The sequence below is a fragment of the Paracoccus onubensis genome (genome assembly GCF_003591515.1).
Lineage (GTDB): Bacteria > Pseudomonadota > Alphaproteobacteria > Rhodobacterales > Rhodobacteraceae > Paracoccus > Paracoccus onubensis.
The window spans coordinates 212609-238873 of the sequence record NZ_QZCG01000008.1; the positions used below are offsets into that span (position 1 = coordinate 212609).

Genomic DNA, 26265 nt, shown 5'->3' on the forward strand with positions numbered 1-26265 from the left:
TAATCCGGCGCAGGCGACAGGCTTCCTTTCGCGCCAAGACTTGCGACCAAGCCCGCTCAGCTAGCCGTCAGCGTCGTCCGGATGCAGGCCATGTTCACGAAGCCAGCGTTCCGCCTGCGCATCGATATCGGCCGGCAGGCGACGGGGAGGCAGCAGCGACCATTCCCAGAACGGATAGCTCAGCCGTCTGGGCCGCGCCTCTGACAGCGCCGGGCCTTCGTAGCCCAGCAGAAAATTCCGCATCTGCCCCAGCAATCGCGCGGGCTGGGATTCCAGACGGCTGACATAGGGACCAACCTTGAATTTTCCTTTCCGCGCAGGATTCCGGCTGTCCGTCAGTTCGATCACCGCCGGGCCGCGGCGTGAACTTTGCGCTATCGCGTCGTAAAAGTTCTTCTGTTTGAATTCGATATAGTGGCCAGAATGAATAAACAGCCTGCCCCTACGCCAGGAATAGATCGCCTTAAGCGCTTTGTTGCAACGTATCGGAGCGGGGCGGCGCCAGAACAGGAATATCGAGGGCAGGCCAAGAAAAACGCCCATGTAGAATACATAATGCCAAATTCTTTCCGTGGCCATGGCAAGCATAAATTCTTGCGGAGTTACATCCGGGCCGCATACCGGAAAGAAATCTGCCCATGTTTGACAGCCTTTATAGGTATTGCTCATTAATTCATTTTCACCCCATAAGACCCCCTCTCCTAATAATCCCCAAAAACGATCATGAGTCAGGGGGCTGGTCATGATAAACCAGATCCAGACCCCAATCATTATGATTGCCAAAGAGCCGAAGACGATCTTCATCTTGCCGAAATAATATTTCAGATCGACACTATCCGGACCAGACCAGGCCGAGCCTTCTACAAGATAACGAGGATCGTCGTCCCGATTGGTTGACATCAGGGGTTCTCCAACATTTCACCATTCCAAACACATGCAGGCCCGCTTCCCTGCTACCGAACCCGCTCAGCTAACCTTCAGCATCGTCCGGATGCAGGCCATGCTCACGAAGCCAGCGTTCCGCCTGCGCGTCGATATCGGCCGGCAGGCGACGGGGAGGCAGCAGCGACCATTCCCAGAACGGATAGCTCAGCCGCCGGGGCCGCGCCTCTGACAGCGTCGGGCCTTCGTAGCCCAGCAGAAAATTCCGCATCTGCCCCAGCAATCGCGCGGGCTGGGATTCCAGTCGGCTGACATAGGGACCGACCTTGAATTTTCCTTTCCGCGCAGGATTCCGGCTGTCAGTCAGTTCGATCACCGCAGGGCCGCGACGTGAACTTTGCGCGATCGCGTCGTAAAAATTCTTCTGTTTGAATTCGATATAGTGGCCCGAATGAATGAACAGCCTGCGCCGACGCCAGGAGTAGATCGCCTTAAGCGCTTTGTTGCAACGTATCGGGGCGGGGCGACGCCAGAACAGGAATATCGAGGGCAATATAATTAATGTCACTAAATAGAGAAGATAATTCATCCAATAGGAATCAACGATCGTAAGCATAAATCTCCATGGAGTGATATCGGCTGTACAGCCACGAGAAGGATCATACCATTCGAGACACGTTTGGTATGACTTCTCCCACATTGCATTTTCTCCCCAGAGAATACCCTGTCCGAACAGACCAAATTGGATTTCCCGATAAACCGGATTACTCCAAAGTTGCCAAGCCTGAACCCCGATCATGACCAAGACAAGGAAACCAAGGACGATCTTCATCTTGCCGAAATAGGGCTTCAAATCCACACTATCCGGCCCAGACCATGCCGAGCCTTCCACATGATAACGAGGATCGTCGTCCCGATTGGTTGACATCAGGGGTTCTCCAGCATTTCGACGGTTTTCAGCTCCATTCCGGTTCGTTTTCCTGTGACAGTCGCGGTTACCCTGATCGGTTTTGCCGTCGCGATTTGATCCGTCAAGGTAATGCGTATGGTGTTCGCCCCAGGTATTGCGGTTTTGGCCGTGCGTAAATCACGCCAATAGGTGCTGAACTGCGGCCCCGACATTTCCTGTTCGACCTTGATGGATATCGCATCCGCGCCCATTTCGGTGATGGCTTCGCTGCGCACAAGGAAACTGCCGTCTCCGCTTTCAAGGTTAACAATCTCGGGTGCCCAGCCGAATTCGGCGAAACGGGCAACTTCTTCTGTGAAATAGTCCTTGATCTGACCCGGCAAGCCTCGAGATCGCATGATCTGCACGTCTAAGTCAGATCTTTGCGGCTCCTCCCAATACGGCACAGCCCACCCCCAGAAACTCAACCGGACGACATCTTCCATCGGTGTATAGGTTCCCAGCGTGAACAGGAAGCCGATGAACAGCAGAACACCCCCCACCAATGCGGCGACCCAGCCAAGCCCCGGAAACAGCAGCAGGCCGCCGATCAGCATGGCGATGTTCCCGACGATCTCGTTATTATCCTGCCTTTCGTAGCCCCGCGTAATACCGGCGACCGCAACCACGGATCCGACCGCCACGCTCACCCGTGGCAGCCAATAGCCGACTGCGCGCCCGATTGCGCCTTGCGTCGGTTTGGCGATGTCGACAAGCGCATTTCTGTTGGCCACCCCTTCGTATAGGGTCGACAATGCTTCCGAAGAGATCTGGGACACCGTATGCCGGGTCGCGCGAAACTTGGTGTAGGTCGAGTTGAGCGCCTCTGCCATGCCGACCGCAGCCACACCAAGCTTGAAATCGTTTCTTGCGGCAAAGCTCGTGAACATACCCCGCTCGATCAGTTCGGGGGTCTGGGCCTTGGCGCTTGCCTTCGTCGTCTCTACCAATGCCCAGGTGGCCAGAAACAACCCGAAGCCCGCGCTGGTCATATCGGCCATCGCGATCCGGCGATGGGCGTCAATTCCTCCGACGAAACTTGCCGTCGTATTCGTCTCGATGAACGGAATATCGGCGGTCTGGCCTGCATCGATGACTCTTCGGGTGGCCAATACGTTTCCGCCGTGGTCAAGCGCGCCGGAGACGCTGCTTGCCCGGTAGGAGGTCTGATCAAGATTGCCGGTGACGAATTTGACGGCATCTTCAAGGTTCATGGATCTTCGCGAGAATCTTAGCGCCTCTGATCCGTTGCGCTTGTATCCCGCGTCGAGCGCGGCTTCCCAGCTTTCGATTGACTGGGTGCCCGCGGACAATTCCTGTGCAAGTTCTACCCCGATGGCCTCGAAGACGATCTGGAAGGAGTATTGCTTTTGCTTGTACAGCTCGAAGGGTCGCTTGCTGACACCGTTCCAAAGGCTCCGGAACTTTCCAAGCCATGCCCGGAGTGACTGGCCCGCAGTCCCGACATCGCCGCCAAGACCTTCGCGTATCGCGCCCGATCCCTGAGCGGTGAAGCAAAGCGTCTCGACCGCACGTCCAAGAAGCACGCTATAATATTCAAGCGCATCGAGATCACCGGCTTCGGCTTCCTGGCTGGCCAGCGCAAGATGTTTGCCAAGCTGGTGATCGGCCTCGTTGCCGATCATGTTCTGCGCGGCCCGCACAGTATCCCTCGTTTGAATGACCAGAGCATCCAGAATGCTGCGTAATCCCAGATAAGATGCCTGCCAACCTTCGCGCAGGGCGAATTTGTTGAACACATTCAGCAATCCGTCACGCTTGGGCAGAACCGTCTCCAATTGCTCGCAAAAGGCGCCGATCGTCAGCGGATAGGTGTTCTCCGAGCTGAAACGCGTCTGGTGATCATTCAGCAATTCAAGCCGGTAGCGCAGCTCGGCGATATCGCCCATCGGATCGAACAGGGCCGCCATCGCCACGCATTGCTCGGACTGGGCGTTCTGGCTGATGGGAAAGTTCTGACGTGGCTCGAAGCCGGTCTGCGACAGGTTGAGCCGCGCCTTCACGACCATATTGCGCGCCGATTCCGGTTTGAATTCTTCCACCAGCTCAGGGGCTTCGCCGATATATGCCGCCCATTGATTCTGGCCGCGCAGGTCGATCTTCTGCATGATCTGCGAACGGAACGCCTGACCGTGACCCTTTTCGAAAAAGGCCGGGGGCCAGCGATATTCGCTATAGGCGATCCAGATCGTGCTGGCCCATCGGGGAACCCAGCAATAGGGATGCCGCTCGCCGCTATAAGTCCAGTCCCCGCGCCCGTAATTATCGGTCCATTCATATTTGGAAAACATGAACTGGCCGGCATTTCGCGTGTCCGTTCCTTCGGGGGCGACATCGGAATTGACGTCCTCGGACGCGGTGCTGTGCCGGAACACGTACCATCTGCCGTCGCGCGCCGTGGCATCTTCCCGATCCTCGGGGGATTCGATGAAGATATAGACATAGCCCTGACGCAGCGTTCTGATGATTGAACTGCCCGGATTGCTGATCGAACTGGGCGGGACGACATTGCCAAGATCGAAGGGCTGCTGGGAGAACCGCACCGGAAAGATCGGGATCAGGCCGGGCGTACAATGCCAGGCATCGGCCTCGGCATCCGCATTGGCGGAAAAATTACCGTGTTCAGACATGACGTTCCCCCTCATTTTGCACCAGTTTCAACAGTTCCGCCGCACGATGCGTATCGCTTAGGCTATGGGTCGCACGCGCCGCATCCAGTGCAAGCAAATCCACCTCTTTCCACCCGCGCCGTTCGTTCAGCCACAAGGTTTCCATGTAGCGTGCAACCGCCCGCTCACTGCGATAGCCACGGGTACGGGCGCGCAGATAGAAAAGTGCAAGCCGTTCCTGCCCCGGTGCCTGTCCATGGATTTCCTGCAAATGATCACGAACCTTCGCCAGGAACCGCAGGCGAATCCGCGTACGACAGAACCAGCGGAACTCTTGCGTAAACCCGTCGGGGGGAACTGTCCGATCGGGGCGCAGTGCGGCCATCTGCCATCGGTCTTGCTGAAGGCGGCACAATACGGCGCTGAAAGGGCTCAGGAAACCGCGCGGCAAAGCCCGCAGATCCGTCGAGCAGAGATAGGCCCGGAAATACGACGACCAGAAACGCAGGAACATCCAGCGCCCTGTCTCGTCCCTGAACTTTGTATAACGGCGGAAATGGCTTCGAATACTGTCGAAATCGGCAGTGCTGCGCAGGAAAAGACACGCGTCCAGATCATACAGATTGATCCAGTCCGCCTCGGTCCGGCGCGTGCTGAACAATCTGCGCAGGAAGCTTTCATGCCCGGAAAACTCAACAAGATATGGCGAGACATCTGCCAGAGACTTGGCCGCCTCTCCCTTGAACAGATTGTTGTGGCGCAGGCCGGATGAGGCAAGCCGCTCGGGCAGGCCCGGACAAGCGGCAGCATCGATCACGGCATAAAGGCTTTCCCCCTGCCCGGTCTTTGTTTTCAACCCGGCAAGGAATGCCTCTTCCAGTCCGGCAGGAACGGTTGCGTCATTGCGGATGCTTCCTTTGCCGCCGAAGGGTGGGATCCTGCCCAGATCGCGGGCGCTCACCGCCCCCTGGGGATCGTGTGAAAAAACCTCTCCCGTATCGTGCCTGACCAGGGCAACCGGATGCTCCGGCGAAAGCCGCAGCAGGGGCTCCGTCAGCTCCGCAGGAATGTCTGTCCTGTTGTCCAGCACCATGTCGGCGGACATGAGGCGTCCGGAAGAAACGATCCGGCCCAATCCGGGAAACGCATCGGCCAATTGCGCTTCGATCGCGGCTGGCCTTGATGCCAGTATCGCGACCGAGCAGTCGATGGGAACGGAAATCTGGTCTGACTGCAGCCTGACCGGACCAAGGAAGATATCCTTCATGATTGTGGCTCATAGGATAATGAAGAAATATGGTGGCGTTCACCCTGAAAATAGGGATCGGAGGACGTCGATCCCGTCTATGACCACATGGTCCCTGAAACCCGTACTGCTTCGTTCAGTATTTTGCAACGGCACAACTCAAACGCGAAGATGCCATGATAGGGTTAGCGGGGCGCCATAGCCGACGCTCATATCCATCCGCGTCGCGACCGCCCCCTGCCGCGCCACCTGACGCCCGAAGGTTTCAGCAAGATCATCCGATCAGCGTTCCGGCAGCATAGGTAACGCGACAACCGCCAGAAGACCGCGGCCTTCCGCGCCCTCGGACAATGTCAGCCGGCCGCCGAACAGATTTGCGATTTCCTCGACCACCGGCAGGCCCAGCCCCATGCCTGCGCCGATGGCCCGGCCCCGGGAAAAGCGGCTGATAGCGGCCGCATGCGCGTCGGCAGGAATACCGGGGCCATTATCCTCGACCTCCAGCAGGACCAGATTATCGTCGCGCCGCACACGTATGGTCACGACCGTATCGCGGCCGCCATGCAGAATGGCGTTCGAGATCAGATTGCGCAGCGCTTCGCCCAGCAGGATGGGATTGGCATGGACCGACAGGGCTTCGACACCTTCGAAGCCCAGATCGATGCCGGCTTCGGCGGCGGCGGGGATATGCTCGGCCGTCAGGTCGCGCGCCAGCGCGGTCAGGTCGACGATCGCGCTGTCGGGCCCTGCTCCGGCAGCCGCGTCCACCCTTGCCAGCAGAAGAAGCTGCGCCAGCACGCGCTCGGCATGGCCGACCGCGGCATCGCCTTTCTGCGCGGCCAGTTGCGCCTCGGACAAGCTCGATGCGCGCGCCATCAAGGCAAGCTGGGTGCGCACCACGGAAAGCGGCGTACGCAACTGATGTCCGGCATTGCCGGTGAAATTACGCAACCCGTCCATCGACGATTTCAGTCGCCGCATGAAAGAATTGATCGTTTGAACCAGGTTGCGGACCTCTGACGGAACATGTGTTTCGATCGGGCTCATATCGGCCGGGTTACGTTCTGCGATGGCATCGCTTAGACGGTAAAGCGGCCGCAGCGACACGGTGACGGCGATCCAGACGATAGCAGCTGCGCCCAATATCATGGCCAGAAGCCGAAGCGCGGAACGGATCATGATGGCCCGCGTCAGTTCCTGCCGGGCAATGGTGGTTTCCGCAAGGGTAACGGTAAAGGGGATCTCATCGATGCCGGTCGAGGCCGCGCCGGAAACGCTGGCCACGCGAACGGGCGCGCTGCGAAATGTGGCGTCCGCGAAGGCCGGCCCCTGACCTTCGGCATGCGCCACGGGCAGATCGTCATAACCCGTGACCAGATGACCGGGCGGACCGTCGACCCGGTAGAACACCCGATCCTGCGCGGCCGAACTGAGCATTTCGAGCGCCCCATAAGGGATTTCGATCGCGATCGTCCCCTCCTCGTCCAATGAGACGCGCTCGGCGATGATCATGGCCGACCCCACCAGCAAACGGTCGGCCAGCGCATTCGCCATGCGGACCGATTCGCGCCAGGTATCGATCAAGGCGCCCACGCCAAGAACTGCGGTCGCAACCAGAAGCCAGACCAGCAGCCTGCGCCGAAGCGAGAAGGATTCCCCTGCGGGCCAGCGCAGCTTCATTCGTGAACCCGGTCAAGGAAATAGCCGATGCCCCGCGCCGTGCGGACAGTCAGCCCCAGTTCGGCCAACCGCTTGCGCAATCGGCTGACATATTGTTCGACCGCATTGGAAGACAGATCCGCATCAAGCGTCGTCAAGGAGGCGATGATCGATTCGCGCGCCACCACCTTGCCTGCGCGCAGCATCAGCAGTTCCAGCAGGTCGCGTTCGCGGGCCGGCAGTTCCAGCGGCAGACCCGAGGCCGAGAAGCTGCGCGCGATCAGGTCGAATTCGAGTGGGCCGAAACTGACGACAGAACTGCGCAGCCCGGCCTGCCTGCGAAGAATCGACCTGATACGCGCTTCGAATTCGCCGATATCGAAGGGTTTGATCAGATAATCATCGGCGCCCAGATCCAGCCCCCGGACCCGTTCTTCAGGGCTGCCGCGGGCAGTCAGGATCATCACCGGCGCCGAATTTCGCCGCGCCCGCATTTTGCGTAGCACATCAAGCCCGTCCATTTTCGGCAGGTTCAGGTCCAGAATGACCAGATCGAAATCCACCGCCGCCGCCAGCGTCTCGGCCGTGGCGCCGTCCTGAACCATGTCCACGGCATAGCCGGACTGACGCAGCAGCGCAGCCAGGCTTTCGGCCAAAGACAGATTATCCTCCACAAGCAAGATGCGCATGGCCCATTCTCCCCGGCATGGAATCTAACCTTCGCCGTCAGGCTTGTGAACGGGTTATGGCTGTTTCAATATCCTCACCATGCAGTTACCCGTTTCACGCCTGTTTGCCCCGATGATCGCTATCATCATCCTGTCGCTGTCCGGGACTGCGCGGGCCGAGCTTGCGGAATTTCCCGCGCCCGCCGATCAGGTCGAGGGATCGGTGCGGATCTATTCCTCGCTCGATATCGAACTTGCCCAGCCTCTGATCAAGGCATTTCAGGTCCGCTACCCCCGGATGAGCGTGCAATACGAAACCCTGCTGACAGACGAGGTGCATGACCGCATCGTCGCTGAAAGCGAGGCGGGCACTGGTACGGCGGATTTCGCTTTCTCTTCGGCGATGGACCTTCAGGTAAAACTGGCCAATGACGGTTTTGCCCGGCCTGTCAGAACGCCCGACACGGCTGGCTGGCCGAATTGGGCGAATTGGCGCGACACGGCTTATGCGCTGACATATGAACCCGCAGTCTTTGCCTATCACAAACCCAGTTTCGCCGGACAGGAATTGCCGACCACCCGCGCGGGACTGCTGCGCTGGATGGCCGAACATCCCGCTCAGGCGCAAGGCCGGATCGGCACCTATGACGTCGCGCGTTCGGGCGTGGGCTACCTGTTCATGGCCCGCGATCAGGATCTGTACCCGGATATCTGGTCGGTCGTATCCGCAATGGGCAAGGCAGGCGTAAAGCAATTCCCGACCTCGGCCGAAATCCTGCAGCGCATCGCCGATGGCGAACTGGTCCTGGGCTATAATCTGCTGGGCTCCTATGTGGCCGAATTCGCGCGCCAACATCCCGAGAAAGTCGGTCTGATCCTGCCGCGCGACTTCACGGTCGTCGTCTCGCGCATCGGACTTGTCCCCGCAGCGGCACGCTCGCCCCGCGCAGGAGAGACATTCCTTGCCTTCCTGATGTCGCCCGAAGGTCAGGTGCTGTTGTCGCGCACTTTGCGACTATCCGCCGTCAGCCTGGAGGTCGCGGGCCAGACCGGCCCAGCCGGGGGAATGCAGGATCTGGCGGGGCTGCGATTAAAGCCAGTTCCGGTCAGCCCGGGACTGCTGGCATATCTTGACCAGGCCACGCGGGCACGTCTGCTGAAGCGATGGAACGAGGCCCTGCGGGGCGATTGACCGCAATCTCCCGATTCATGAAAAAAACTGGTCCGATGTCAGGTGGATGACAGCTTTCTATGCTGGAATAACGCGCGGAACGGGTCATGAAGCAATAAACCCTTCCTTAAGGTTGCAGTGCTTTGGGAGAGGCGCGGCGTTCAGACCGACAATAGCAATCAGAACCGGGGCAGAGCTGCAATCCCGGACTCGACGGAGGAATATCATGAAGACTTTTATACTGGCCAGCCTGTTTGCGGGTGCCATGGCGCTGCCTGCGGCGGCCGATTACACAATTATCGCGCCCGCCAATCCCGGGGGTGGCTGGGATCAGACCGCGCGTGCGATGCAGACGGTCATGCAGGAGGAAGGGATCTCGCCTTCGGCGCAGGTCCAGAACGTACCGGGCGCAGGGGGCACCATCGGGCTCGCGCAATTCGCAAGCCAGAACCGGGGCAATCCCGATGCGCTGATCGTTGGCGGTTATGTCATGGTCGGAGCGATCCTGACCAACAATTCACCCGTCACCCTGCAGGACGTCACCCCGATCGCACGGCTCACCGGGGAATATGAGGCCATCGTCGTTCCCGCCGCCTCGCCCATCGAATCGATCGAGGATCTGATCGAGCAGCTGAAGGCCGATCCCGGCTCGGTCAGCTGGGCCGGGGGTTCGGCCGGAGGGGCGGACCATATCGCGGTCGGGCTGATCGCCAAGGCCACGGAAGTCGATCCGACGACGATCAACTACATCGCCTATTCGGGTGGCGGCGAAGCGCTTGCCGCGATTCTGGGCAATCAGGTGACAGCGGGAATCTCGTCCCTGGGTGAGTTCGAGGCGCAAATCGAGGCGGGAACGCTGCGGCTTCTGGCGACCTCGGCCCCGGAACCCATCGAGGGCGCGGATGCGCCGACCCTGAAAGAGGCCGGGCTGGATGTCGTACTGGAGAACTGGCGCATGGTGGCCGCCGCTCCGGACCTGACGGATGAGCAGAAAGCGAAGGTTTCAGCCGATATCGAGGCGATGGTGACTTCTGACAGCTGGCAGAAACAACTGTCCGACAAGGGCTGGGCCGACACTTATCTGGCCGGCGAGGAATTCGACGCCCAGCTGGAAAGCGACACCACCGCGACCGATGCGGTGCTCAGGGATATCGGTCTGATCAAATGAGACCCGCAACGCAGAACAGGAAGCGCAGCCGGGATACGGCTGCGCTTTTCATCGCGGCCGGCCTTGTCATCCTTGGATTGGTGATAATCTGGGACAGCGCGCGGCTTGCCGATCTGGGCGGCTATTCCGGGCTGGGTCCGGCCAGCATGCCTCGTGTCGTGGGCTTTTGCCTGATCTTGCTGGCATTGTGGACGGCGACTGCGGCGCTGCGCGGCGAATTTCCCGAGCGCCCCCCGCAGCAAGCGGCGCCGGTCCTGTGGATCGTCGCGGGGCTTGCCGCGCAGCTGTTGCTGCTGCACGCAGCCGGCTTTTCAATCGCAACGGGAATTCTGTTCGCCTTCACCGCAAGAGGCTTCGGCAAGCGGAACCTGGCAATGACGATTCCGATCGGCATCGTGCTGTCCTTCGCGGTCTGGTGCGTTTTCTCGCAACTTCTGATGCTGCATCTGCCCGCCGGGCCGGTCGAGCAGCTGATCTTCCCAAGAGGTTAGCACATGGACGCTTATTCATTCCTTTTGCAGGGCCTTGTGACGGCGTCGGATCCGATGATGCTGTTTTACGCGCTGATTGGGGTGACGCTTGGCACGGCAGTCGGCGTGCTGCCCGGCATCGGCCCGGCGCTGACCGTGGCGCTGCTTCTGCCCGTTACCTACCGGCTGGATCCGGCCGGTTCGCTGATCATGTTCGCGGGCATCTATTACGGCGGCATGTATGGCGGATCGACCACCTCGATCCTGCTGAATACGCCGGGAGAAAGCGCCTCGATCATCACTGCGCTCGAAGGCAACAAGATGGCCCGCAAAGGGCGCGGGGGACCGGCGCTGGCCACCGCCGCCATCGGCTCGTTCATCGCCGGGCTGATCGCGACGCTTCTGCTGGCGTTCCTTGCGCCGTGGATCGTCAAGATTGCACTGGTTTTCGGGCCCCGCGAATATTTCGCGCTGATGGTGCTGGCCTTCGTCACGGTATCCGCCGCCTTCGGAGATTCCGCGCTGCGGGGGCTGACATCGCTGTTTCTGGGCCTTGCCCTCGCCTGTATCGGCATCGATCAGCTTACCGGACAGGCACGTCTGTCTTTCGGAGTGCCCGATCTGCTGGACGGGATCGAGGTCACCACGATGGCCGTCGCCATGTTCGCGGTGGGCGAAGCCCTGTATATCGCCGGACAGAGCATACAGCACGATGATCAGGTGACGGCGGTCAAGGGATCGGTCTGGATGAACCGGCTGGACTGGATGAGGTCGTGGAAACCGTGGCTTCGCGGCACCGCCATCGGATTTCCCATCGGCGCCATGCCCGCGGGCGGGGCCGAGATCGGCACTTTCCTGTCCTATGCCGCCGAAAAGAAGCTGACCAGGCATCCCGAAGAGTTCGGCGAGGGCGCGATTGAGGGAGTCGCCGGTCCCGAAGCTGCCAATAACGCCAGCGCGGCGGGGACATTGGTGCCGCTTCTGACGCTGGGTCTGCCGACTTCGGCCACTGCGGCGATCATGCTGGCAGGGTTCCAGCAATTCGGCCTGCAACCCGGTCCGCTGCTATTCGCGACCAACCCGACATTGGTCTGGGGATTGATTGCATCACTGTTGATCGCCAATGCGATGCTGCTTGTGCTGAACCTGCCACTGATCGGGTTGTGGGTGAAGCTGCTGACCATTCCGCGCCATTGGCTTTATGCGGGGATCCTCCTATTCGCCACGCTTGGCACTATTGGCGCCAATCCTTCCAGCTTCGAGCTTGGCATGCTGCTGGCCTTCGGTGTTCTTGGCTATGTGATGCGTCTTTTCGGTTATCCGATCGCACCGATCGTGGTCGGCCTGATCCTTGGCCCGATGGCCGAGCAACAATTGCGCCGGGCGTTGTCGATCAGCCAGGGCGACTGGACGACGCTGGTGCAGTCGCCGATTGCCGCTGTTCTGCTGGGCCTGGCGGCACTGGCCTTTATCGTGCCGCTGATCATGCGCGCACGCGGCAAGGGCGAGATGCTGTCGCAGATGGCCGGAGACGAGGACTGAACGAAGATCCCGCCCCCCTGACTGGGGCGGGATCTGTCTTTTATCCTTGCTGCCTGTTCACGCTGCGGAAGAAGGGGATTTTCCGAAGAACCTTGCCCGTTCCCGGTAAATGGCGGGGATGGCAAGTGAGGCAACCGCCGAAAGCGCGATCGCGGTCTTGGTCAGTTCGTTATAGGGGCCGTTATGATGCTCGAAGCCCTTCAGCAGATAGATCACGACCACATGCCATGCATAAACCTGAAGTGAATGCCGGCCGATCAGGCGCAGGAAGGACAGGGTGAAGATCCAGCGCAGCCCGTTCCCCAGCGCCCTTACGATCCGGGGGCGCGCATATGGACCGGCGATGACCATCCAGGACACCAGATATCCGGTTGCCATGAAATTCACGAGATAGATGAAGCTGAACCGGGTCCGGTTATCCAGACTTCTGATCGCCTCGGCCATGTTCTCGGGCATGAACTTGAAGGTGAAGCCCATGCGTATGGACAGGAAGCAAAGCACAAGGACGAAAGCCGCCCATGCCAGAGCGACCGCGCCGTCCCGCGCGAAAACCTCGCGCCAGTCGATCTTCTGCGTCGCTGTCACCGAGCCCAGCACAAGACCGGTCATGAAGACGATCTGCCAGGCAAGAACGTTGAAGGCGGCCCGCATCAATTTGCCATCGTAAAGCTGGTCAAGCATCATGCGGATCCCGTCCGCCAGCGGAAAATGCAGGGTAAGCTGCACCGCGACCCATGTCACGACAGAGAAAGCAATGACCCAGGACCAGCGGCCGGTGACACACAGCCACACCAGCGGCGGCGATACCAGCATGTAAACGATATATTGCGGCAGGATGTCCATATAGGTCGGCTGATAGATCAGCAGCAGGGACGCCACCGCATAAACGGGATCATGGTTCGCAAGATCCCAAAGCCAGGGCTCCCAATAGGCGGAGGATTCCTTCAGGAACAGGCCAAGCACCATGATCAGCAGCAGGGAACCCGCCGCATATTGGTAAATGTCGAGGGCTCGTTTGCGGATCTGGCGGGCACCCGTCTCGTAGCCCGCTTTCAGCATGCGGCGCGCATAGACCATGCCGACCAGCATGCCGGAAAGGAACACGAAGCCCTGCGCGTCCTGCACATAGCCCAATTCGCCGTGATTGAACTTGACCAGCAGATAGCCGCCGGCAAAGGTCAGGTGATTCAGCATCATGAAAACGAGGAAATACCCTCGCATGCCATCCAGTATTTCCAGCCGCTGCATAATGCCCTTTCGGCGCTATGTTGTTTCGTGATCTGGGGATCAACGCAGCTCGCACAGGATCAGTTGCATGGCAATCTGTACAGCGCATTTCCGTGGGTCACCGTCATCCTCAGACCGGTCCCGCGCGGTCTCCATTGCATCAAGGGACCGGCAGCTCTCGGCATTCCGGGCCTTGGGCCGGTAGCGCATCAGGCTTCGTTACCGAAAGGTGGATAGCCGCAACCGCTGATTCAGGCGCTTGTTCAGGCTGACGGGAAATCGCAATATTTCAACCGGATGTAACGAAGCGCTCCAGCTTGCCCAGCGTTTGCAGGCCCAGTTCCACCGCACCGAATCCTTTCGCCTCCTGGAACTCGGCAGCCGTGCTGAACACCATGCCCAACGTTACCTTCGTCGCCCCATCCTGCTCCTCGAACGAGACCCAAGCGTCGGCATGTTTCGGCCCGTTTTCGCCCCAATGCAACGTATAGCCGATCCTCTCCTCGGGACGGATCTCGTGATAGCGATGATGGTTCGGGAAAACCGTGCCGTCAGGCGCGATCATGTCGAACACCCAATCACCGCCCGTTCGCAGATCGATCCTCTGCGTCCGACAAGAGAAGCCATCAGGCCCCCACCATTGCGGCAGCGTTTCAGCGTTCATCCACGCTCCCCAAACGACGGATCGCGGCGCCTGAATCCGCCGCTGCAGCACCATGGTCCGTTCAGCCGTGCCCGCGAGATTGTCCAGTCCGGCGCCGAAGCCTTCCTGATAGCCCGCCTCCATGTCCTCTGCCAGCGAGGAAAGCTGCACCGTCAGGGCCAGCCGGCTACGTTCCTGCGTTCCCGAAATATCCGCTGTCACCAGCGCGACCGATTGCGTCACGCCTTCGGATGAGATCACCTCGTAATTCACGCTGCGCAGCATGGGCTGCAACTCCAGCCAGCCGCACTCGCAGCTTATATCCGGCTGGCCCGCCACCTTGCAAAGCGACAGCTCGCGCCCACCCACTCTGGTATCGGCCTCCAGGAACTCCACGGTGACCGAAGGCGATGGCGCAGCCCAGATCGCCCGCGCCGCCGGAGCCGTCCATGCCTCCCACAGCACGGCCAATGGCGCGGCCACCTCCCTGTCAAAGGTAAGCGTCGCAAAGCGGCCCTTCCTGTCATCAGACATCACGCGGGACGCAATGTTTGTCGCGGGGTTCCGTGTCATTCTTTGCTTTCCTTCATCACATTCATCACAAATGCATCCAGCCTGTCGAGTCGGGCATCCCAGATGGCCCGCTGCTCATCAAGCCATGTCCGCACCGGATCCAGAGCCTGGGGCACGATGGCGCAGGTGCGTATCCGCCCGTCCTTGGACGTGGTGATCAACCCTGCCTGCTCCAGTACGGAGAGATGCCGCATCACCGTGGGCAGCCGCAGTCCCGTAGGCCCGGCCAGATCCGTTACCCGCGCCGGTGTTTCGGCAAGCCGGGTCAGGATCGACCTGCGGGTCGGATCGGCAAGCGCGTGGAAGAGCAGCGAAAGATCAGGATCATGCTTAGCCATATCGCTAACTATTCACGAATTTACCGGCGACGCAAGTGAAAACTTCGTCAAGTTGCTAAGTTTTCGCTTCAGCCGGGCGGCGGTCGCAGGCGGACCGCTTTTCAATATGTGTCACTCAGGGATCGCGACCCCAAAGTTGCGGATTCTCCTTGAAATGTTCGATCAGCATCTCGGTCAGGATCCGCACCTTCCGCGCAGGATGCTGGCCCGGGGGACGGATGACATATGCGCCCGCCGGTGGGGGCGGAAAGCGCGTCATGACCGGAACAAGTACGCCAGTCGACACCAGTTCATGGGTAAGACAATCCGGAAGATAGCCAATCCCCAACCCTGCCGCCGCCGCAGCGGTAAGGGCTGTGCCGTTGTCGGCCTTGAAACGCCCCTGCGGCTGAACCGTGATAATCTTGTTGCCATCCAGAAGCTGCCAGGATTCGGTTCCCTGCATGAGAGCCTGATGGGTGACGAGCTCTTCCGGAGTCTCGGGGGAGCCGTGGGTCCTGATGTAGTCCGGACTTGCGACAAGCTTGCCAGCGATCGGCCCGATGCGTTTCGCGATCAGGCTGGAATCCGCGAGATAGCCAACCCGGATCGCACAATCAAAGCCCTCGGCGATAAGATCGACAAAGCGATCGCTGTAGGAAGCATGGACCCGAAGCTGCGGATGGCGTTGCGCCAGCTCGGTCAGCACCGGGGCGAAGTGGGTCGGGCCGAAAGTCAGCGGCACGGCAACTCTCAGGCGGCCGCGCAGGTCGCCGGTGGGAAGTATCGTCTCTCTCGCAGCTTCGATCTCGGCGCCGATCCGGGCTGCATGATCCCTGAACGTGGCTCCGGCTTCCGTGAGAGCGGCACCGCGGGTCGTCCGGACAAGAAGCTGGACGTCGAGTTCCGCCTCGAGCTTGAAAAGCCGTCGGCTGACGATCGATTTCGAGACGCCAAGCCGGCGGGCGGCAGCCGAGACCCCTCCGGTATCGGCGACTTCCACGAATGTCTGCAGCTCTTCGATATCCACTTTCCCGTTCCCCATTTCGCGACACAGCTTATCACAAGGCGGCACTATCGCATCGCGCAGGGGAACGGCAATACAGTTTCCAGCCGGTGTCGCCACCGCGCCTGCCTCGCAAAGAAACCAATGCCGCTCACAACGGCAGCAAAGGATGTATCCATGACCCTTCGTAACGGACTTTCGTCACTGCTTCGGCCCGAAGACTCGGTCCTCGTTCTGATCGACCACCAGCCTTACCAGCTCGCGAATCTGAACAGCCACGATCCGCATATGGTGGTCAACAACTCGACGGCTTTGGCCAAGGCTGCCAAGGCTTTCGGTGTGCCCACCATTCTGACCAGCGTAATCGCTGACCGGGGCGGTCTCATCTTCCCGCAGATCACCGATGTTTTCCCTGACCAGGAGGTGATCGACAGGACATTCATCAACACCTGGGAAGATCAGAAGGTGGTGGACGCGGTCAAGGCGACAGGCCGCAAGCAGCTGATCATCGCCGGTCTGTGGACCGAGGTATGCGTCGCGATGCCGACGATCCACGCGCTTGGCGAAGGCTGGGACGTAACGGTCGTCACCGATGCGTCCGGCGGCACGTCGGTTGAAGCCCATGAGGTCGCCATCCAGCGCATGATCGCGGCTGGCGCAAACATGTTGACCTGGCTGGCCGTGGCGTCCGAATGGCAGCGTGACTGGGCCCGGACAGAGCATGCCGCCGAATTGGCGGAATTGCTTGTACAGCATGCCGGTGGCAGCGGCATTGCATTCCTGTGGGAACAGCAGCTGCTTAACACGCCGGTTCCAAGCGCCGAGGGCTGATCGGGGTCGGGATGACGGCGCGAGAAAGGGCCTTTCGAAAGCTTGGCCTTGATAAAGCCTCGTCATTCCGATTTTGCAGGCAAGACTTCGTGTTTCCGGAAGCTGTTAAAATCCTGCCATGCGCACCGGAATGACGAGGCAGAATCCCATCATATGCGAGTTGTCGCGGCTTTCGGGGGCTCAGCTTAACCTATTCCGGAACAGCCAGGCCGCCAGCGGCAATGTCACGGCCGCGACCGCAAGCAATGGCACGAAGTCGAAAGACACGTCGCGAAAACCCGCGCCCTCCAGATAGACCCGGCGAACCAGATCGATCCCGAAACGCAGCGGATTGGCATAGGTGACCCATTGCAGAATGTCGGGCATGTTGCGCACCGGGGTCAGCAGTCCGGACAGCAGCATCAGCGGCATGATCAGGATGAAGGTATACAGCATCGCCTGCTGCATGGTCAGCGCCACGGCCGAAATCGACAGCCCCAGCCCGACCGCCGCCGTGGTGAAGGTGATCAGCCCCAGATACATCAGCCAGACCTGACCGTTCATCGGAATGCCGAACCAGTAGCGGATGATCAGATAGATGATCGTCGATTGCAGCAACCCGACAAGGATCGAGGGCAGCGCTTTTCCGATCAGGATCTGGGTCGGCGTCAGTGGCGTGACCTGAAGCTGATCGAAGGTGCCCTGTTCGCGTTCCCGCGCGACCGACAGGGCCGCCAGCATCAGCGTCTGCAGCATGGAAAGCGAAGCGATCAACGCGGGCATCAGGTTCCAGCGGGATTCGAAATTCGGGTTGAACCAGGCCCGCCTGACGATAGTCAGCGGAGTCGTCGCCCCCTGATCGGCATTATAGGCCGCAACAATGGAAGACACATAGGCCGAGGCCAGACCCGCCGTCGACGAATTGCGCCCATCAAGGATAACCTGCACCGGCGCCTCGGCCCCAGCCGACAACCTGGCGGCAAAATCCGGCTGAAATTGCAGCACCAGCAGCGCATCTCCGCTTTCGATCTGCTCGGCGATCTGGCTGGTATTGTCGAGCGTTGCGATCCGCTGAAACACGCCAGTACCGTCCAGCCGGGCAATGATCTCGGTCGAGGCTGCGCTGCGGCTCTGATCCAGCACGGCATAGGGCGCATGGGTCAGGTCATAGGTCGCGCCATAGCCGAACAGCAGCGCCTGCATCAGCGCCGGCGCGAAAAGCAGCGCCCGGCTGGAGGGATCCTTCAGGATCGCCCGCAGCTCCTTGCGGATCAGAGCGAAGAGTTGCGCAAGATAAAGCATGGCCTAATCCAGCCTTTTCGCCAGAGTGCGATGCGTCGCCCATATCAGCACGGCAGCGTAACAGGTCAGGATCACCAGACCGCGGATGACGGTTGGCCAGTAGTCCCCGGCCAGGAACAGGGTCTTGATGACCGACATGAAATGCGTGGCGGGCAGCGCCTGGCTGATGACCTGAACGGCAACCGGGACATTGCGCAGATCGAAAACGAAGCCCGACAGCATCATCGCCGGCATGAAGCTGAGCAGCAGCGCCATCTGGCTGGCGGCGAACTGGTTGCGCGTCACTCCCGAAATCCACAGGCCCAGACCAAGCGACACCAGCAGGTAGAGCATCGAGGACAGCACCACGAGCCAGAGCGAGCCGCGTATCGGAACCTCGAACAGATATCGCGCAGCCAGCAGGCACATGATCAGGTCGATCGCGCCGATGATCAGGTAGGGGGCAAGCTTGGACAACACCAGTTCCAGCGGACGCACGGGCGTGACGAAAAGCGATTCCAGCGTGCCCCGCTCCCATTCCCGCGCGATCAGCAGCGAGGTGAGGAAGGCGCCGATCAGTGTCATCACCAGCACGATCAGGCCGGGAACAAGGAACCAGGTGCTGTTGCCGGCCTCGTTGAACCATGTCCGCGTCACGACCATCACGCCGCTGCCGGTGAAGCGCGTGTCGGACCGGTCGGCGAGATGTTCCAGAGCGTTGGAAATCGCGCCGGTGGCGTAACCCTCGATCGACTGGGCGGTATTGGAATCGACCCCGTTCAGGATCAGTTGCAGCGTCCCGCGCCCCTGGGCCAGATTGGCGGTGAACTCTGCCGGGACGCGCAGGATGGCGTCAGCCTCTCCCGCGCGGATCATGGCTTCGGCCTCGGGCATGGAATGCAGCCAGATCGGGCTGAGATAGTTGGTCCCTTCCAGTCCCGCGACGGCGTTCAGCGTGATGGGGGAACTGTCCTCCAGCACGACGGCGATACGGGCATCGGTGACATCGAAGGATAGGCCATAGCCAAACAGCAGGATCAGCACCAGGGGCAGCAGCAGGCCCACGACCAGATTGCTGCGGTCGCGCAGCATCTGACGGGTTTCCTTGCGCGTCAGTGCGATCAACCGGGGAATGAAGCCCGACCCGCTCATGCCGCCACCTGCCGGGACCTGCTGTCGGCGCGGTACTGTTCGACAATCGCAATGAAAGCGTCATTCATCGTCTGCCCCGCCCCATCGCCAGCCTGCGCGCGCACCTCCCGAGGGGTGCCGATGATCAGCATCTCGCCCGCATCCTGAATGGCGATGCGATCGCAATATTCGGCCTCTTCCATGAAATGCGTGGTGATGATGATGGTCACGCCGGTTTGTGCAAGCGCCGTGATCGTGCGCCAGAATGCCCGCCGCGCCAGCGGGTCGATCCCGCTGGTGGGCTCGTCCAGAAACAGGATCTCGGGCTGGTGCAGCAGCCCGGTCGCCATCGCCAGACGCTGTTTGAAGCCGGCCGGAAGCTGTCCGCTTTGCGCAGACGGGTCAAGGTCGAATTGCGCAAGCACCTCCCGGATGCGGGTTTTCAGGGCGCGGCCCCGCAATCCATAGGCACCGCCGAAAAATTCCAGGTTCTCGCGCACCGTCAAATTGCTATAAAGCGCAAATTTTTGCGCGACATAGCCGATCCGGGCGCGGGCCAGCGCGCGGGCGGTGCGCAAATTGCGCCCCGCAACCTCCAGATGACCACTGGTGGCTGGCAGCAGCCCGCAAAGCATCCGGAAGGTGGTGGTCTTGCCTGCGCCGTTGGGGCCAAGAAGCCCGAAGATCTCGCCCTGCGCGACATCGAAGGACGTGCTGGCGACAGCGGTAAAATCGCCGAACTTGCGCACCAGATCACGCACGACGATCACCGGCTTGCCGTCCTTGATGGCCTGCTTCCTTCCCACGGCCCCGGTCTCGACGCTTACCTCTCCGTCCTCCTGCTCCTGTTCGCGCAGAAGCATCATGAAGGCATCCTCAAGCTCCTCTGTCCGTGGTTCCGTGTCGATCTCGCCCAGCAGGTCCCGCAGATCGGCCTCATCCGCGCCGGGCTGTTTGATGAAACGGGCATTGCCCGCCTGGGGCATGGCGTCGACGATCAGTTCCCGCGCGTCGATCAGTCTGGCCTGCAGGTCGCGGGCGGGCATTCCGGACAAGGGAATGGCAGTATAGGTCAGCCCTTTCGCGCGCGCGGTAAGCTCGGCGGGCGAGCCATGAGCCAGCAGGCGCCCCTTGTCCATGACGAAAACCTGCGCGCAACGTTCCGCCTCATCCATATAGGCGGTGCTGACGATGACGCTCAGTCCTTCGTCATCGACAAGCTGCTGAACGATCTTCCACAAATCACGGCGCGACAGCGGGTCGACGCCGACGCTGGGCTCATCCAGCAACAAGAGATCGGGCGAGCGCACAAGCGTGCAGGCAAGCCCGAGTTTCTGCTTCATTCCGCCCGACAGCTTGCCCGCCGGACGTTCGGTGAACCGCGCCATATCGGTCATCTCCAGCATCCGGCCGAAACGCTCCTGCCGCTGATCCATTGGCACGCCATGCAGGTCGGCATAGAGGTCGAGGTTTTCCTGAACGCTCAAATCCTCGTAAAGCCCGAAGCGCTGCGGCATATAGCTGATCCGGTCCTGCACCGATTGAGGGTCTCGTGCCACGTCGACGCCAAGCACCGACAAGCTGCCCGATTGCGGCTTCAGAAGGCCCGTGAACATCCGCATCAATGTTGTCTTACCCGCCCCGTCGGGCCCGACCAGAGCCGTCAGTTCGCCCCTGCGCACGCTCATCGACAACCCGTCAACCGCCACGACTTCGCCGATACTCGGATCGTCGAAGGACCTGCGCAGATTTTCGGCGGTGACGGTCAGGCCGGTCATGTCCCGGCCCCGGTCGTCAGACGGACCGTCACCGGCTGGCCAAGCCGCAGCCTGTCGGCCTGATCCGACATGATCACATGCACCTCATAGACAAGACTCGTGCGCAACTCTTCCGTCTGGACGCTTTTCGGCGTGAATTCCGCGACCGAAGAGATATAGCCAACCTTGCCTTCAACCGGCTGGTCGGGATGGCTGTCGGCAAAGACCTCTGCCTGCATGCCGGGCCTGATCCTGCCCAGATCAGGCTCGCTGACATAGACGCGCACCCATTTCGGCCGGGTCAGTGCAAGGGCAAAGACCGGCGTGCTTGAACTGACCATATCGCCCGGCTCGCGCAGCCGCGACCGAATGACGGCATCTTCGGGTGCAATCAGTTCTCCCTGACTGATCTGATGGCGCAACAGGTCCAGCTGGACTTCTGCCGATCGCAGCTGCGCCTCGGCTTGAGCGACATCCTCGGCACGGGCTCCGGCCTCGACCAGATCGAGTGCCGCTTGCGCCTCCGCCACTGCGGCCATGGTCGCCTCGGCCTGCGCCTGCGCCTGTTCAAGGCTTTGCTGGCTGGTCGCACCACTGCGAGATGAGCGAAGCTGGCTTACACGCGCCAGATCCTGCCGGGCCAGTTCATGCATTGCCCTGGCGGAATCCAGCTGTGCCCGCGCCTGCGCGATCTCCTCGGGGCGCGAACCGTTCTTCAGCTTCAGAACGGCCTGCCGCTGCGCTTCGACGGTCGATTCCTGCGCATCTGCCTGCAATTGCAACGTTCTTATGTCCAGCAGCCCGACGACCTGTCCCTTTTCTACCTGATCGCCTTCCTCGACATGCAATTTGCTGATGCGTCCGCTGCCATCGAAGGCAAGGGTGATCTGCCGGATATCGACATTTCCATAAAGCGTCAGCTGCCCGTCATCGGTGGCGCTACGCTGGCTCCACCAATACCAGCCACCGGCAAGAGCGACGAGGATGACAAGAACGGGGATCAGCTTCTTCATCGCAAGAGACTTTCGATTTTGGGTTACGGCGCCATGATTCTGTGGCTTGACATATAGTTTAAATTAGATTTAAATTAAATCCAAGTTAAAATCGCAATCGCAATTTCAGAGAAACGCAATGGAATCCGAAACCTATTCCGGCCCCGCTGAAAACCGGCGCCGATGTGCTGGGCGGCACGGACGGGCTTCTGACGGCGGTTGCGCAATGACATATTATCATATTATTCGGTCAGCCTGACCGGACAGCCCCTGGGCTGCCCGATGGTGGGTGCGGCCTTTTTTCGGCAAGGGGTTCATGCATAAGATGACCAAAGCAAGACGTGCCGATGGCAAGGCGACTCGCAAGCGCATCCTCCAAACCGCCGGAGAATTGATCGCCGTCAATGGATTTGCCGGAACGCCGAACAAGATGGTTGCGGCGAAGGCCGGGGCCGACATGGCGTCAATCAACTACCATTTCGGCAACCGCAACGGGCTTTACCAGGCCGTTCTGGTCGAAGCGCATCGCCGCATCATAGACAGGGCCGATATCGAGCGCATTGCGTCATCAAAGCTGCCCGCCCGCGACAAGCTGAGAACGCTGATAGAATTCTTCGTTGCCAGCGGATCGGGCAGCGATAGATGGCCCGTCATCGTGTTGTTCCGGGAACTGCTCGCCCCCGGCCCGCATATCGAGGTACTACGCGATGTCGAGGTGGTCCCGAAGCTCCTGCTGGTCCTGCCGATACTGGGCGAGATCACCTCGCTTCCGCCTGACGACCCGGCACTGTGGTCTTGCCTGCCCTGCGTGGGGGCGCCATGTCTGGCGCTGCTGCTGGTCGGCCGTCATCTGCCATTCAGCGAGATCATGCTCGACCTTTCCCGAGAGGAACTGGTCGAACATCTTCATACATTCGCGGTAGGCGGGCTTGAAGCCGTCGGCGACAGATATCGGCAGAAATTGATCAAACGCGCAGAAACAGGTCCGGATTATTCTGCATTGGACTGATATTTTACCGGTTCTTGCAAGCGAAAATCCGATGCAGGTTCGGCATGACGTTCAAATCCGTCTACGAATTGCGGTAGAAAGCATGATGCCGGGAGTCAAGCTACACGCCGCGGTCTCGGGGGCCAACGCAAAACGCACCAGCCCGAATCTCTCCGCTGTGCAGGAGCATCTCGATGGGCGTGACCGATGGCGGGCGGCGCGGAGACCTCCCATATCGAAGCGCCATCCGCCTTTGCGCGGCAAAGCCGCACAAAGGCTTGCGCCTTCAGAGGTTCTGTTCAAGAATTGGGCGCAGGTTTCGGGCAGACAGTCCAAAAATGCTGATTCACAACAAGCTGCGTGTTGAGAAGGCAATGGGTAACAGGTTGAGTGATTTTCTAAGCAAGCTTCAAGGTAAGCCCGCTCCGGTTTTGACAGCCATCCTCGAGCGTCTCTCCGATACGCCGGGAGATGATTTCGAAGCCATGAAAGAGATTCGGCAAGAATGGGGACAACTTGGCCGACAGAACAAGGGATTCCTGCCCCAACTTTACGGTAAGCGTTGCATCTGCCCCCTGCCACAAGCTCTGAGAACCGGTTTGCGACGATGTTATGCTGCCCCGAATACGGAGGACAGCATGACCGATGACAATCCACCCTTCCGGCCATTCGGCTTCACAGTCCCGATCAGCTCGACCGGACGCCGGATCTGGCCGACCGGTTTCAAGAAGTTCATTATCGAGAAACTGGATGCTGGCGAATTGACTGTCCAGCAGGTCGAGCAGGAAGGTCAGGTCACGCGATCTCTCATCTATAAATGGCAGGCAAAAAGCGGTGCTGACGAAGCAGCCGACAGGCCGAGAAATCCCTTCGCGCAGGTCGTATCGAGGATGCTTCAAAAGGAAACTCGGCCCCTGTGACCTGCCCGCCGCTGGTCCCTCGCTCATGACGAGAGTCTGCGGGTTTGATTTTGGTAGTCGTCGGTCTCGGGTTGCCTGCTTCATTTGGGTCACAACAGAACGGCCTGAGTGCAGGATTTAAGGTATTGTTTTTATTACATATTTTTTGGTTGCAGGGCTGGCTTCAGCCGCTGTCATAAGGAGGGCTGGCGGCCCTCCTTCCTCAGCCCTGGCAAGACCGAGGATGCCCATCAGTTCGCCGCGTAGTGCGGCATGCACCTCGCCATGCTTGTCACCGGGGGTGAGGGTGATTTCCCCGATGAGCGAGCGCAGCGCCTCTGCCGCCTGCATTATTTGGAAACCGTCAATAATCCTTGGCGATAACTGGCTTCCGGGTTCGCGACAGGATGCGATCTCACGCGATAAGGTCAAGCACTACTGGCATACTGGGTGGAATGATCGCGCACCTGTTAATCCTTCGCGAGCGTCAATTCGCGCAGGCAACCCAAATGAGTGTGACCTATGACACCAACAAAGGCTTTCCAGATAGCGATAGCAGTCTATGATACTTATGCGGATCGCTTGCAGACCTTCGCATACCGCATCGAACGAGGCGAAATTCAAGGGACTAAAGCGATCCAATGCCTTGCGACACCGACAGTGTCGGGGGCCGATATCCATGCGCTCTCCGTCGCCGTACGGCGCATCGCGCGCCAAGCAGAAACACAACTCGCGAAGCCGGATGTGGGCCTTGCGTTAATCGCCTTGGTCAGTGGAGTACGGACACTCGCGCGTCGAGGTTATGACATCTTAACTGAAGATTGTCCGGACATCCAAGAGCCGGGTAGCGCGTTGCAACCGGCTATGGACGCCATGGATACGGCGTTCCCCAGGCCTCCAGAGGGCGCGGTCACGACCCCTGATATCGAAGCTTATCAACGCCAGTTGGAACAAACAAATCCGTGGCGACCATGAGCTGAGGGAATTATGAGATATATCACGAAGTTTTCTATTCTTTTGGCGCTCCTTTTTAGCACTTCGGCAAACGCTCAGGCAGATGAACAGATTCCAAACGAAATCACCCCAAGGAAGTGGCTACTTGGCCGACACGGGGCGACAAGCGGCGAATGCACAAGGGTCTGGTGTTGACCATCGAGCCGTTCCTGTCCCGAGGCGGGATCTGGGCAACAGCAGGCGAGGATGAATGGACCCTTTACAGCGAGCCGATGCTGACCGGCAGCTCGGGCCTCCGAGCAACATCCTGCGGCACAGCAATCGTTGAGGTTCGCCTGGCTCAGCCGATCTGACCCGGGAACCGGCGACGCCGGCCCACTGCAGACATTCGCAAGGCTGGCCATTGCTGCGGTGCAGCTTTCTCGAACCGGCCTTTCTTATCACCGCGCAGCATACTCGGACAGGCCGAGGTCAGCGGTGCGCAGGCCGCGGTACTCAGCGAATTGCTGCAGCTTGACGTCAGCTAAATTTGGCAAAGGTGCTTTAGTGAGCTGTATGGAGGTTGGTGGTGGGCCATAGCCGATGTTGCCCGCAGGCATGATACGACCCGCTGGCAGGTTTACGATTGGCGCAAACAATTGCGCAACGGCAAGCTGGCGCTGCCCGAAAGCGTGTCGGCCCTGCCGATGTTCGCCGAACTGGTGGTTGAGGAACCCGCTTCTGTTGCCGTCTGTGCAGGATAGTTCCGTTATCGCAATTGTGGTTGGCGACGTCGTGATCCGGGCAGATGCGTCTGCCTAGGAAGGTCGGCTGACACGCGTGATCCGTGCGGCACGGTTTGCCGTTCGATGATATTCGGGCGGGCAGGACCGGTAAAGGTTTTTGTGTTTCGGGCGGAGCGGGCTGACAGGATCAAGCTGCTGGTTCGGGATCAGACAGGAATGGTGCTGGTGCACATGCGTTATGAGCCACCGCGGCAACTGTCACGACAACGCCGTCGCCGAAAGCTTCTTCAACCTGCTCAAGCGCAAACGGATCCGGCGCAGAACTTACCGGACACCGGCAGATGCAAGGCAGGACGTGTTCGATTTCATTGAGATGTTCTACAACCCGAAGCGCAAGCATGCGAGGAACGGGATACTGTCGCCCGCAGAGCTCAAGCGACGGATGATGATAAGACGCGAAGGTGTCTAAGAAACTCGGGGTTATTCAGTCCATCAGGCTGTCGTCGTGTTCATGATAGAAGTCATCAACATCAGCACTTCAAGAACCCGGCCTCAGATTCAATGATCAATCAACACT

Annotated in this window: 23 protein-coding genes and 3 pseudogenes; 11 read left to right on the forward strand and 15 right to left on the reverse strand. The window is 60.0% G+C overall.

Translation table 11 applies throughout. From position 1 onward, the window contains the following. Nucleotides 1–60 precede the first annotated feature (60 nt). The 6 genes from D3P04_RS23365 to D3P04_RS13070 form a co-directional block, all read right to left on the reverse strand. The gene (locus D3P04_RS23365) at nucleotides 61–579 is read right to left on the reverse strand and encodes a hypothetical protein (protein ID WP_182912843.1); all 519 of its coding nucleotides are present in this window, start codon (nucleotides 577–579) and stop codon (nucleotides 61–63) included. Between the two features lie 391 nt (nucleotides 580–970). After that, on the reverse strand, nucleotides 971–1810 hold the full coding sequence (locus D3P04_RS13050; RefSeq protein ID WP_119749561.1) for a hypothetical protein: 840 nt from the start codon (nucleotides 1808–1810) through the stop codon (nucleotides 971–973). After that, nucleotides 1810–4482 carry a toxin VasX gene (locus D3P04_RS13055; protein WP_119749563.1) on the reverse strand — a complete coding sequence of 891 codons (2673 nt, stop codon included), beginning with the start codon at nucleotides 4480–4482 and terminating at the stop codon, nucleotides 1810–1812. The genes D3P04_RS13050 and D3P04_RS13055 overlap by 1 nt, the downstream gene beginning before the upstream one ends. Next, nucleotides 4475–5728, reverse strand: a complete 1254-nt coding sequence (locus D3P04_RS13060) for a DUF4123 domain-containing protein (RefSeq protein WP_119749565.1) — start codon at nucleotides 5726–5728, stop codon at nucleotides 4475–4477. The genes D3P04_RS13055 and D3P04_RS13060 overlap by 8 nt, the downstream gene beginning before the upstream one ends. Before the next feature lie 261 nt (nucleotides 5729–5989). After that, nucleotides 5990–7387: a sensor histidine kinase gene (locus D3P04_RS13065; RefSeq protein ID WP_119749567.1), complete on the reverse strand. Its 1398-nt coding sequence runs from the start codon at nucleotides 7385–7387 to the stop codon at nucleotides 5990–5992. Next, nucleotides 7384–8055: a response regulator transcription factor gene (locus tag D3P04_RS13070; RefSeq protein WP_119749569.1), complete on the reverse strand. Its 672-nt coding sequence runs from the start codon at nucleotides 8053–8055 to the stop codon at nucleotides 7384–7386. Before D3P04_RS13070 ends, D3P04_RS13065 begins: the two co-directional genes overlap by 4 nt. A gap of 79 nt (nucleotides 8056–8134) precedes the next feature. Between D3P04_RS13070 and D3P04_RS13075 the strand changes: the two genes are divergently transcribed. The 4 genes from D3P04_RS13075 (at nucleotide 8135) to D3P04_RS13090 (ending at nucleotide 12385) form a co-directional block, all read left to right on the forward strand. Further along, entirely contained in the window at nucleotides 8135–9226 is a 1092-nt protein-coding gene (locus D3P04_RS13075; RefSeq protein WP_119749571.1) for an ABC transporter substrate-binding protein, read from the forward strand. Between the two features lie 205 nt (nucleotides 9227–9431). Then, a complete protein-coding gene (locus D3P04_RS13080) occupies nucleotides 9432–10373 on the forward strand; it encodes a Bug family tripartite tricarboxylate transporter substrate binding protein (protein ID WP_119749573.1) in 942 nt (313 codons plus the stop codon). Further along, nucleotides 10370–10864: a tripartite tricarboxylate transporter TctB family protein gene (locus D3P04_RS13085; RefSeq protein ID WP_119749575.1), complete on the forward strand. Its 495-nt coding sequence runs from the start codon at nucleotides 10370–10372 to the stop codon at nucleotides 10862–10864. The genes D3P04_RS13080 and D3P04_RS13085 overlap by 4 nt, the downstream gene beginning before the upstream one ends. A gap of 3 nt (nucleotides 10865–10867) precedes the next feature. Continuing rightward, a complete protein-coding gene (locus D3P04_RS13090) occupies nucleotides 10868–12385 on the forward strand; it encodes a tripartite tricarboxylate transporter permease (RefSeq protein WP_119749577.1) in 1518 nt (505 codons plus the stop codon). A 57-nt stretch (nucleotides 12386–12442) separates the two neighbouring features. Here D3P04_RS13090 and D3P04_RS13095 read toward each other — a convergent pair whose 3' ends face one another. The 4 genes from D3P04_RS13095 to D3P04_RS13110 all read right to left on the reverse strand — a co-directional run bounded on the left by D3P04_RS13095 (nucleotide 12443) and on the right by D3P04_RS13110 (nucleotide 16175). Beyond that, entirely contained in the window at nucleotides 12443–13633 is a 1191-nt protein-coding gene (locus D3P04_RS13095; protein WP_119749579.1) for an OpgC family protein, read from the reverse strand. A 268-nt stretch (nucleotides 13634–13901) separates the two neighbouring features. Beyond that, nucleotides 13902–14828: an SRPBCC family protein gene (locus D3P04_RS13100; RefSeq protein ID WP_119749581.1), complete on the reverse strand. Its 927-nt coding sequence runs from the start codon at nucleotides 14826–14828 to the stop codon at nucleotides 13902–13904. Further along, nucleotides 14825–15166: an ArsR/SmtB family transcription factor gene (locus D3P04_RS13105; protein ID WP_119749583.1), complete on the reverse strand. Its 342-nt coding sequence runs from the start codon at nucleotides 15164–15166 to the stop codon at nucleotides 14825–14827. The genes D3P04_RS13100 and D3P04_RS13105 overlap by 4 nt, the downstream gene beginning before the upstream one ends. A gap of 115 nt (nucleotides 15167–15281) precedes the next feature. Continuing rightward, nucleotides 15282–16175 (reverse strand): LysR family transcriptional regulator, encoded by an 894-nt coding sequence (locus tag D3P04_RS13110; RefSeq protein WP_119749585.1) that lies wholly within the window; start codon nucleotides 16173–16175, stop codon nucleotides 15282–15284. Nucleotides 16176–16328: 153 nt separating this feature from the next. Between D3P04_RS13110 and D3P04_RS13115 the strand changes: the two genes are divergently transcribed. Continuing rightward, nucleotides 16329–16982, forward strand: coding sequence for a hydrolase (locus D3P04_RS13115; RefSeq protein ID WP_119749587.1), 654 nt, complete (start codon nucleotides 16329–16331; stop codon nucleotides 16980–16982). 180 nt (nucleotides 16983–17162) lie between these two features. Here the strand turns inward: D3P04_RS13115 and D3P04_RS13120 are convergent, their stop codons facing one another. From D3P04_RS13120 to D3P04_RS13135, 4 genes are read right to left on the reverse strand one after another with little or no spacing between them, the layout of a single operon-like run. Further along, the gene (locus D3P04_RS13120) at nucleotides 17163–18263 is read right to left on the reverse strand and encodes an ABC transporter permease (protein ID WP_119749589.1); all 1101 of its coding nucleotides are present in this window, start codon (nucleotides 18261–18263) and stop codon (nucleotides 17163–17165) included. A 3-nt stretch (nucleotides 18264–18266) separates the two neighbouring features. Continuing rightward, a complete protein-coding gene (locus D3P04_RS13125) occupies nucleotides 18267–19394 on the reverse strand; it encodes an ABC transporter permease (protein WP_119749591.1) in 1128 nt (375 codons plus the stop codon). Beyond that, nucleotides 19391–21151, reverse strand: a complete 1761-nt coding sequence (locus D3P04_RS13130) for an ATP-binding cassette domain-containing protein (protein ID WP_119749593.1) — start codon at nucleotides 21149–21151, stop codon at nucleotides 19391–19393. Before D3P04_RS13130 ends, D3P04_RS13125 begins: the two co-directional genes overlap by 4 nt. Then, nucleotides 21148–22143 carry an HlyD family efflux transporter periplasmic adaptor subunit gene (locus D3P04_RS13135; protein WP_119749595.1) on the reverse strand — a complete coding sequence of 332 codons (996 nt, stop codon included), beginning with the start codon at nucleotides 22141–22143 and terminating at the stop codon, nucleotides 21148–21150. Before D3P04_RS13135 ends, D3P04_RS13130 begins: the two co-directional genes overlap by 4 nt. Before the next feature lie 304 nt (nucleotides 22144–22447). On the opposite strand from D3P04_RS13135, the gene D3P04_RS13140 reads away from it, so the two are divergent. Together D3P04_RS13140 and D3P04_RS23125 are read left to right on the forward strand one after the other, a co-directional pair. Then, nucleotides 22448–23131 (forward strand): TetR/AcrR family transcriptional regulator, encoded by a 684-nt coding sequence (locus D3P04_RS13140; protein ID WP_182912844.1) that lies wholly within the window; start codon nucleotides 22448–22450, stop codon nucleotides 23129–23131. Nucleotides 23132–23304: 173 nt separating this feature from the next. Further along, nucleotides 23305–24030 (forward strand): hypothetical protein, encoded by a 726-nt coding sequence (locus D3P04_RS23125; protein ID WP_147391930.1) that lies wholly within the window; start codon nucleotides 23305–23307, stop codon nucleotides 24028–24030. Nucleotides 24031–24147: 117 nt separating this feature from the next. Here the strand turns inward: D3P04_RS23125 and D3P04_RS13150 are convergent, their stop codons facing one another. Next, a complete protein-coding gene (locus tag D3P04_RS13150; protein WP_182912845.1) occupies nucleotides 24148–24360 on the reverse strand; it encodes a hypothetical protein in 213 nt (70 codons plus the stop codon). Between the two features lie 171 nt (nucleotides 24361–24531). Here D3P04_RS13150 and D3P04_RS13155 point away from each other — a divergent pair, with 171 nt between their 5' ends. The 4 genes and pseudogenes from D3P04_RS13155 to D3P04_RS13175 form a co-directional block, all read left to right on the forward strand. Continuing rightward, nucleotides 24532–24984 (forward strand): hypothetical protein, encoded by a 453-nt coding sequence (locus D3P04_RS13155; protein WP_119749603.1) that lies wholly within the window; start codon nucleotides 24532–24534, stop codon nucleotides 24982–24984. A 107-nt stretch (nucleotides 24985–25091) separates the two neighbouring features. Continuing rightward, nucleotides 25092–25316 (forward strand): annotated as a pseudogene (locus D3P04_RS23945) (hypothetical protein); the annotation flags it as partial. A 495-nt stretch (nucleotides 25317–25811) separates the two neighbouring features. After that, nucleotides 25812–25892, forward strand: a pseudogene (locus D3P04_RS23950) (hypothetical protein); the annotation flags it as partial. A 34-nt stretch (nucleotides 25893–25926) separates the two neighbouring features. Continuing rightward, nucleotides 25927–26157: pseudogene (locus tag D3P04_RS13175) on the forward strand (IS3 family transposase); the annotation flags it as partial. Between the last annotated feature and the right edge of the window lie 108 nt (nucleotides 26158–26265).

Excerpts from the sequence above, each read along its gene's own strand:
- D3P04_RS23365 (WP_182912843.1), bottom strand. The coding sequence starts at position 579 with ATGGCCACGGAAAGAATTTGGCATTATGTATTCTACATGGGCGTTTTT.
- D3P04_RS13050 (WP_119749561.1), bottom strand. The coding sequence starts at position 1,810 with ATGTCAACCAATCGGGACGACGATCCTCGTTATCATGTGGAAGGCTCG.
- D3P04_RS13055 (WP_119749563.1), bottom strand. The coding sequence starts at position 4,482 with ATGTCTGAACACGGTAATTTTTCCGCCAATGCGGATGCCGAGGCCGAT.
- D3P04_RS13060 (WP_119749565.1), bottom strand. The coding sequence starts at position 5,728 with ATGAAGGATATCTTCCTTGGTCCGGTCAGGCTGCAGTCAGACCAGATT.
- D3P04_RS13065 (WP_119749567.1), bottom strand. The coding sequence starts at position 7,387 with ATGAAGCTGCGCTGGCCCGCAGGGGAATCCTTCTCGCTTCGGCGCAGG.
- D3P04_RS13070 (WP_119749569.1), bottom strand. The coding sequence starts at position 8,055 with ATGCGCATCTTGCTTGTGGAGGATAATCTGTCTTTGGCCGAAAGCCTG.
- D3P04_RS13075 (WP_119749571.1), top strand. The coding sequence starts at position 8,135 with ATGCAGTTACCCGTTTCACGCCTGTTTGCCCCGATGATCGCTATCATC.
- D3P04_RS13080 (WP_119749573.1), top strand. The coding sequence starts at position 9,432 with ATGAAGACTTTTATACTGGCCAGCCTGTTTGCGGGTGCCATGGCGCTG.
- D3P04_RS13085 (WP_119749575.1), top strand. The coding sequence starts at position 10,370 with ATGAGACCCGCAACGCAGAACAGGAAGCGCAGCCGGGATACGGCTGCG.
- D3P04_RS13090 (WP_119749577.1), top strand. The coding sequence starts at position 10,868 with ATGGACGCTTATTCATTCCTTTTGCAGGGCCTTGTGACGGCGTCGGAT.
- D3P04_RS13095 (WP_119749579.1), bottom strand. The coding sequence starts at position 13,633 with ATGCAGCGGCTGGAAATACTGGATGGCATGCGAGGGTATTTCCTCGTT.
- D3P04_RS13100 (WP_119749581.1), bottom strand. The coding sequence starts at position 14,828 with ATGACACGGAACCCCGCGACAAACATTGCGTCCCGCGTGATGTCTGAT.
- D3P04_RS13105 (WP_119749583.1), bottom strand. The coding sequence starts at position 15,166 with ATGGCTAAGCATGATCCTGATCTTTCGCTGCTCTTCCACGCGCTTGCC.
- D3P04_RS13115 (WP_119749587.1), top strand. The coding sequence starts at position 16,329 with ATGACCCTTCGTAACGGACTTTCGTCACTGCTTCGGCCCGAAGACTCG.
- D3P04_RS13120 (WP_119749589.1), bottom strand. The coding sequence starts at position 18,263 with ATGCTTTATCTTGCGCAACTCTTCGCTCTGATCCGCAAGGAGCTGCGG.
- D3P04_RS13125 (WP_119749591.1), bottom strand. The coding sequence starts at position 19,394 with ATGAGCGGGTCGGGCTTCATTCCCCGGTTGATCGCACTGACGCGCAAG.
- D3P04_RS13130 (WP_119749593.1), bottom strand. The coding sequence starts at position 21,151 with ATGACCGGCCTGACCGTCACCGCCGAAAATCTGCGCAGGTCCTTCGAC.
- D3P04_RS13135 (WP_119749595.1), bottom strand. The coding sequence starts at position 22,143 with ATGAAGAAGCTGATCCCCGTTCTTGTCATCCTCGTCGCTCTTGCCGGT.
- D3P04_RS13140 (WP_182912844.1), top strand. The coding sequence starts at position 22,448 with ATGACCAAAGCAAGACGTGCCGATGGCAAGGCGACTCGCAAGCGCATC.
- D3P04_RS23125 (WP_147391930.1), top strand. The coding sequence starts at position 23,305 with ATGGGCGTGACCGATGGCGGGCGGCGCGGAGACCTCCCATATCGAAGC.
- D3P04_RS13150 (WP_182912845.1), bottom strand. The coding sequence starts at position 24,360 with ATGCAGGCGGCAGAGGCGCTGCGCTCGCTCATCGGGGAAATCACCCTC.
- D3P04_RS13155 (WP_119749603.1), top strand. The coding sequence starts at position 24,532 with ATGACACCAACAAAGGCTTTCCAGATAGCGATAGCAGTCTATGATACT.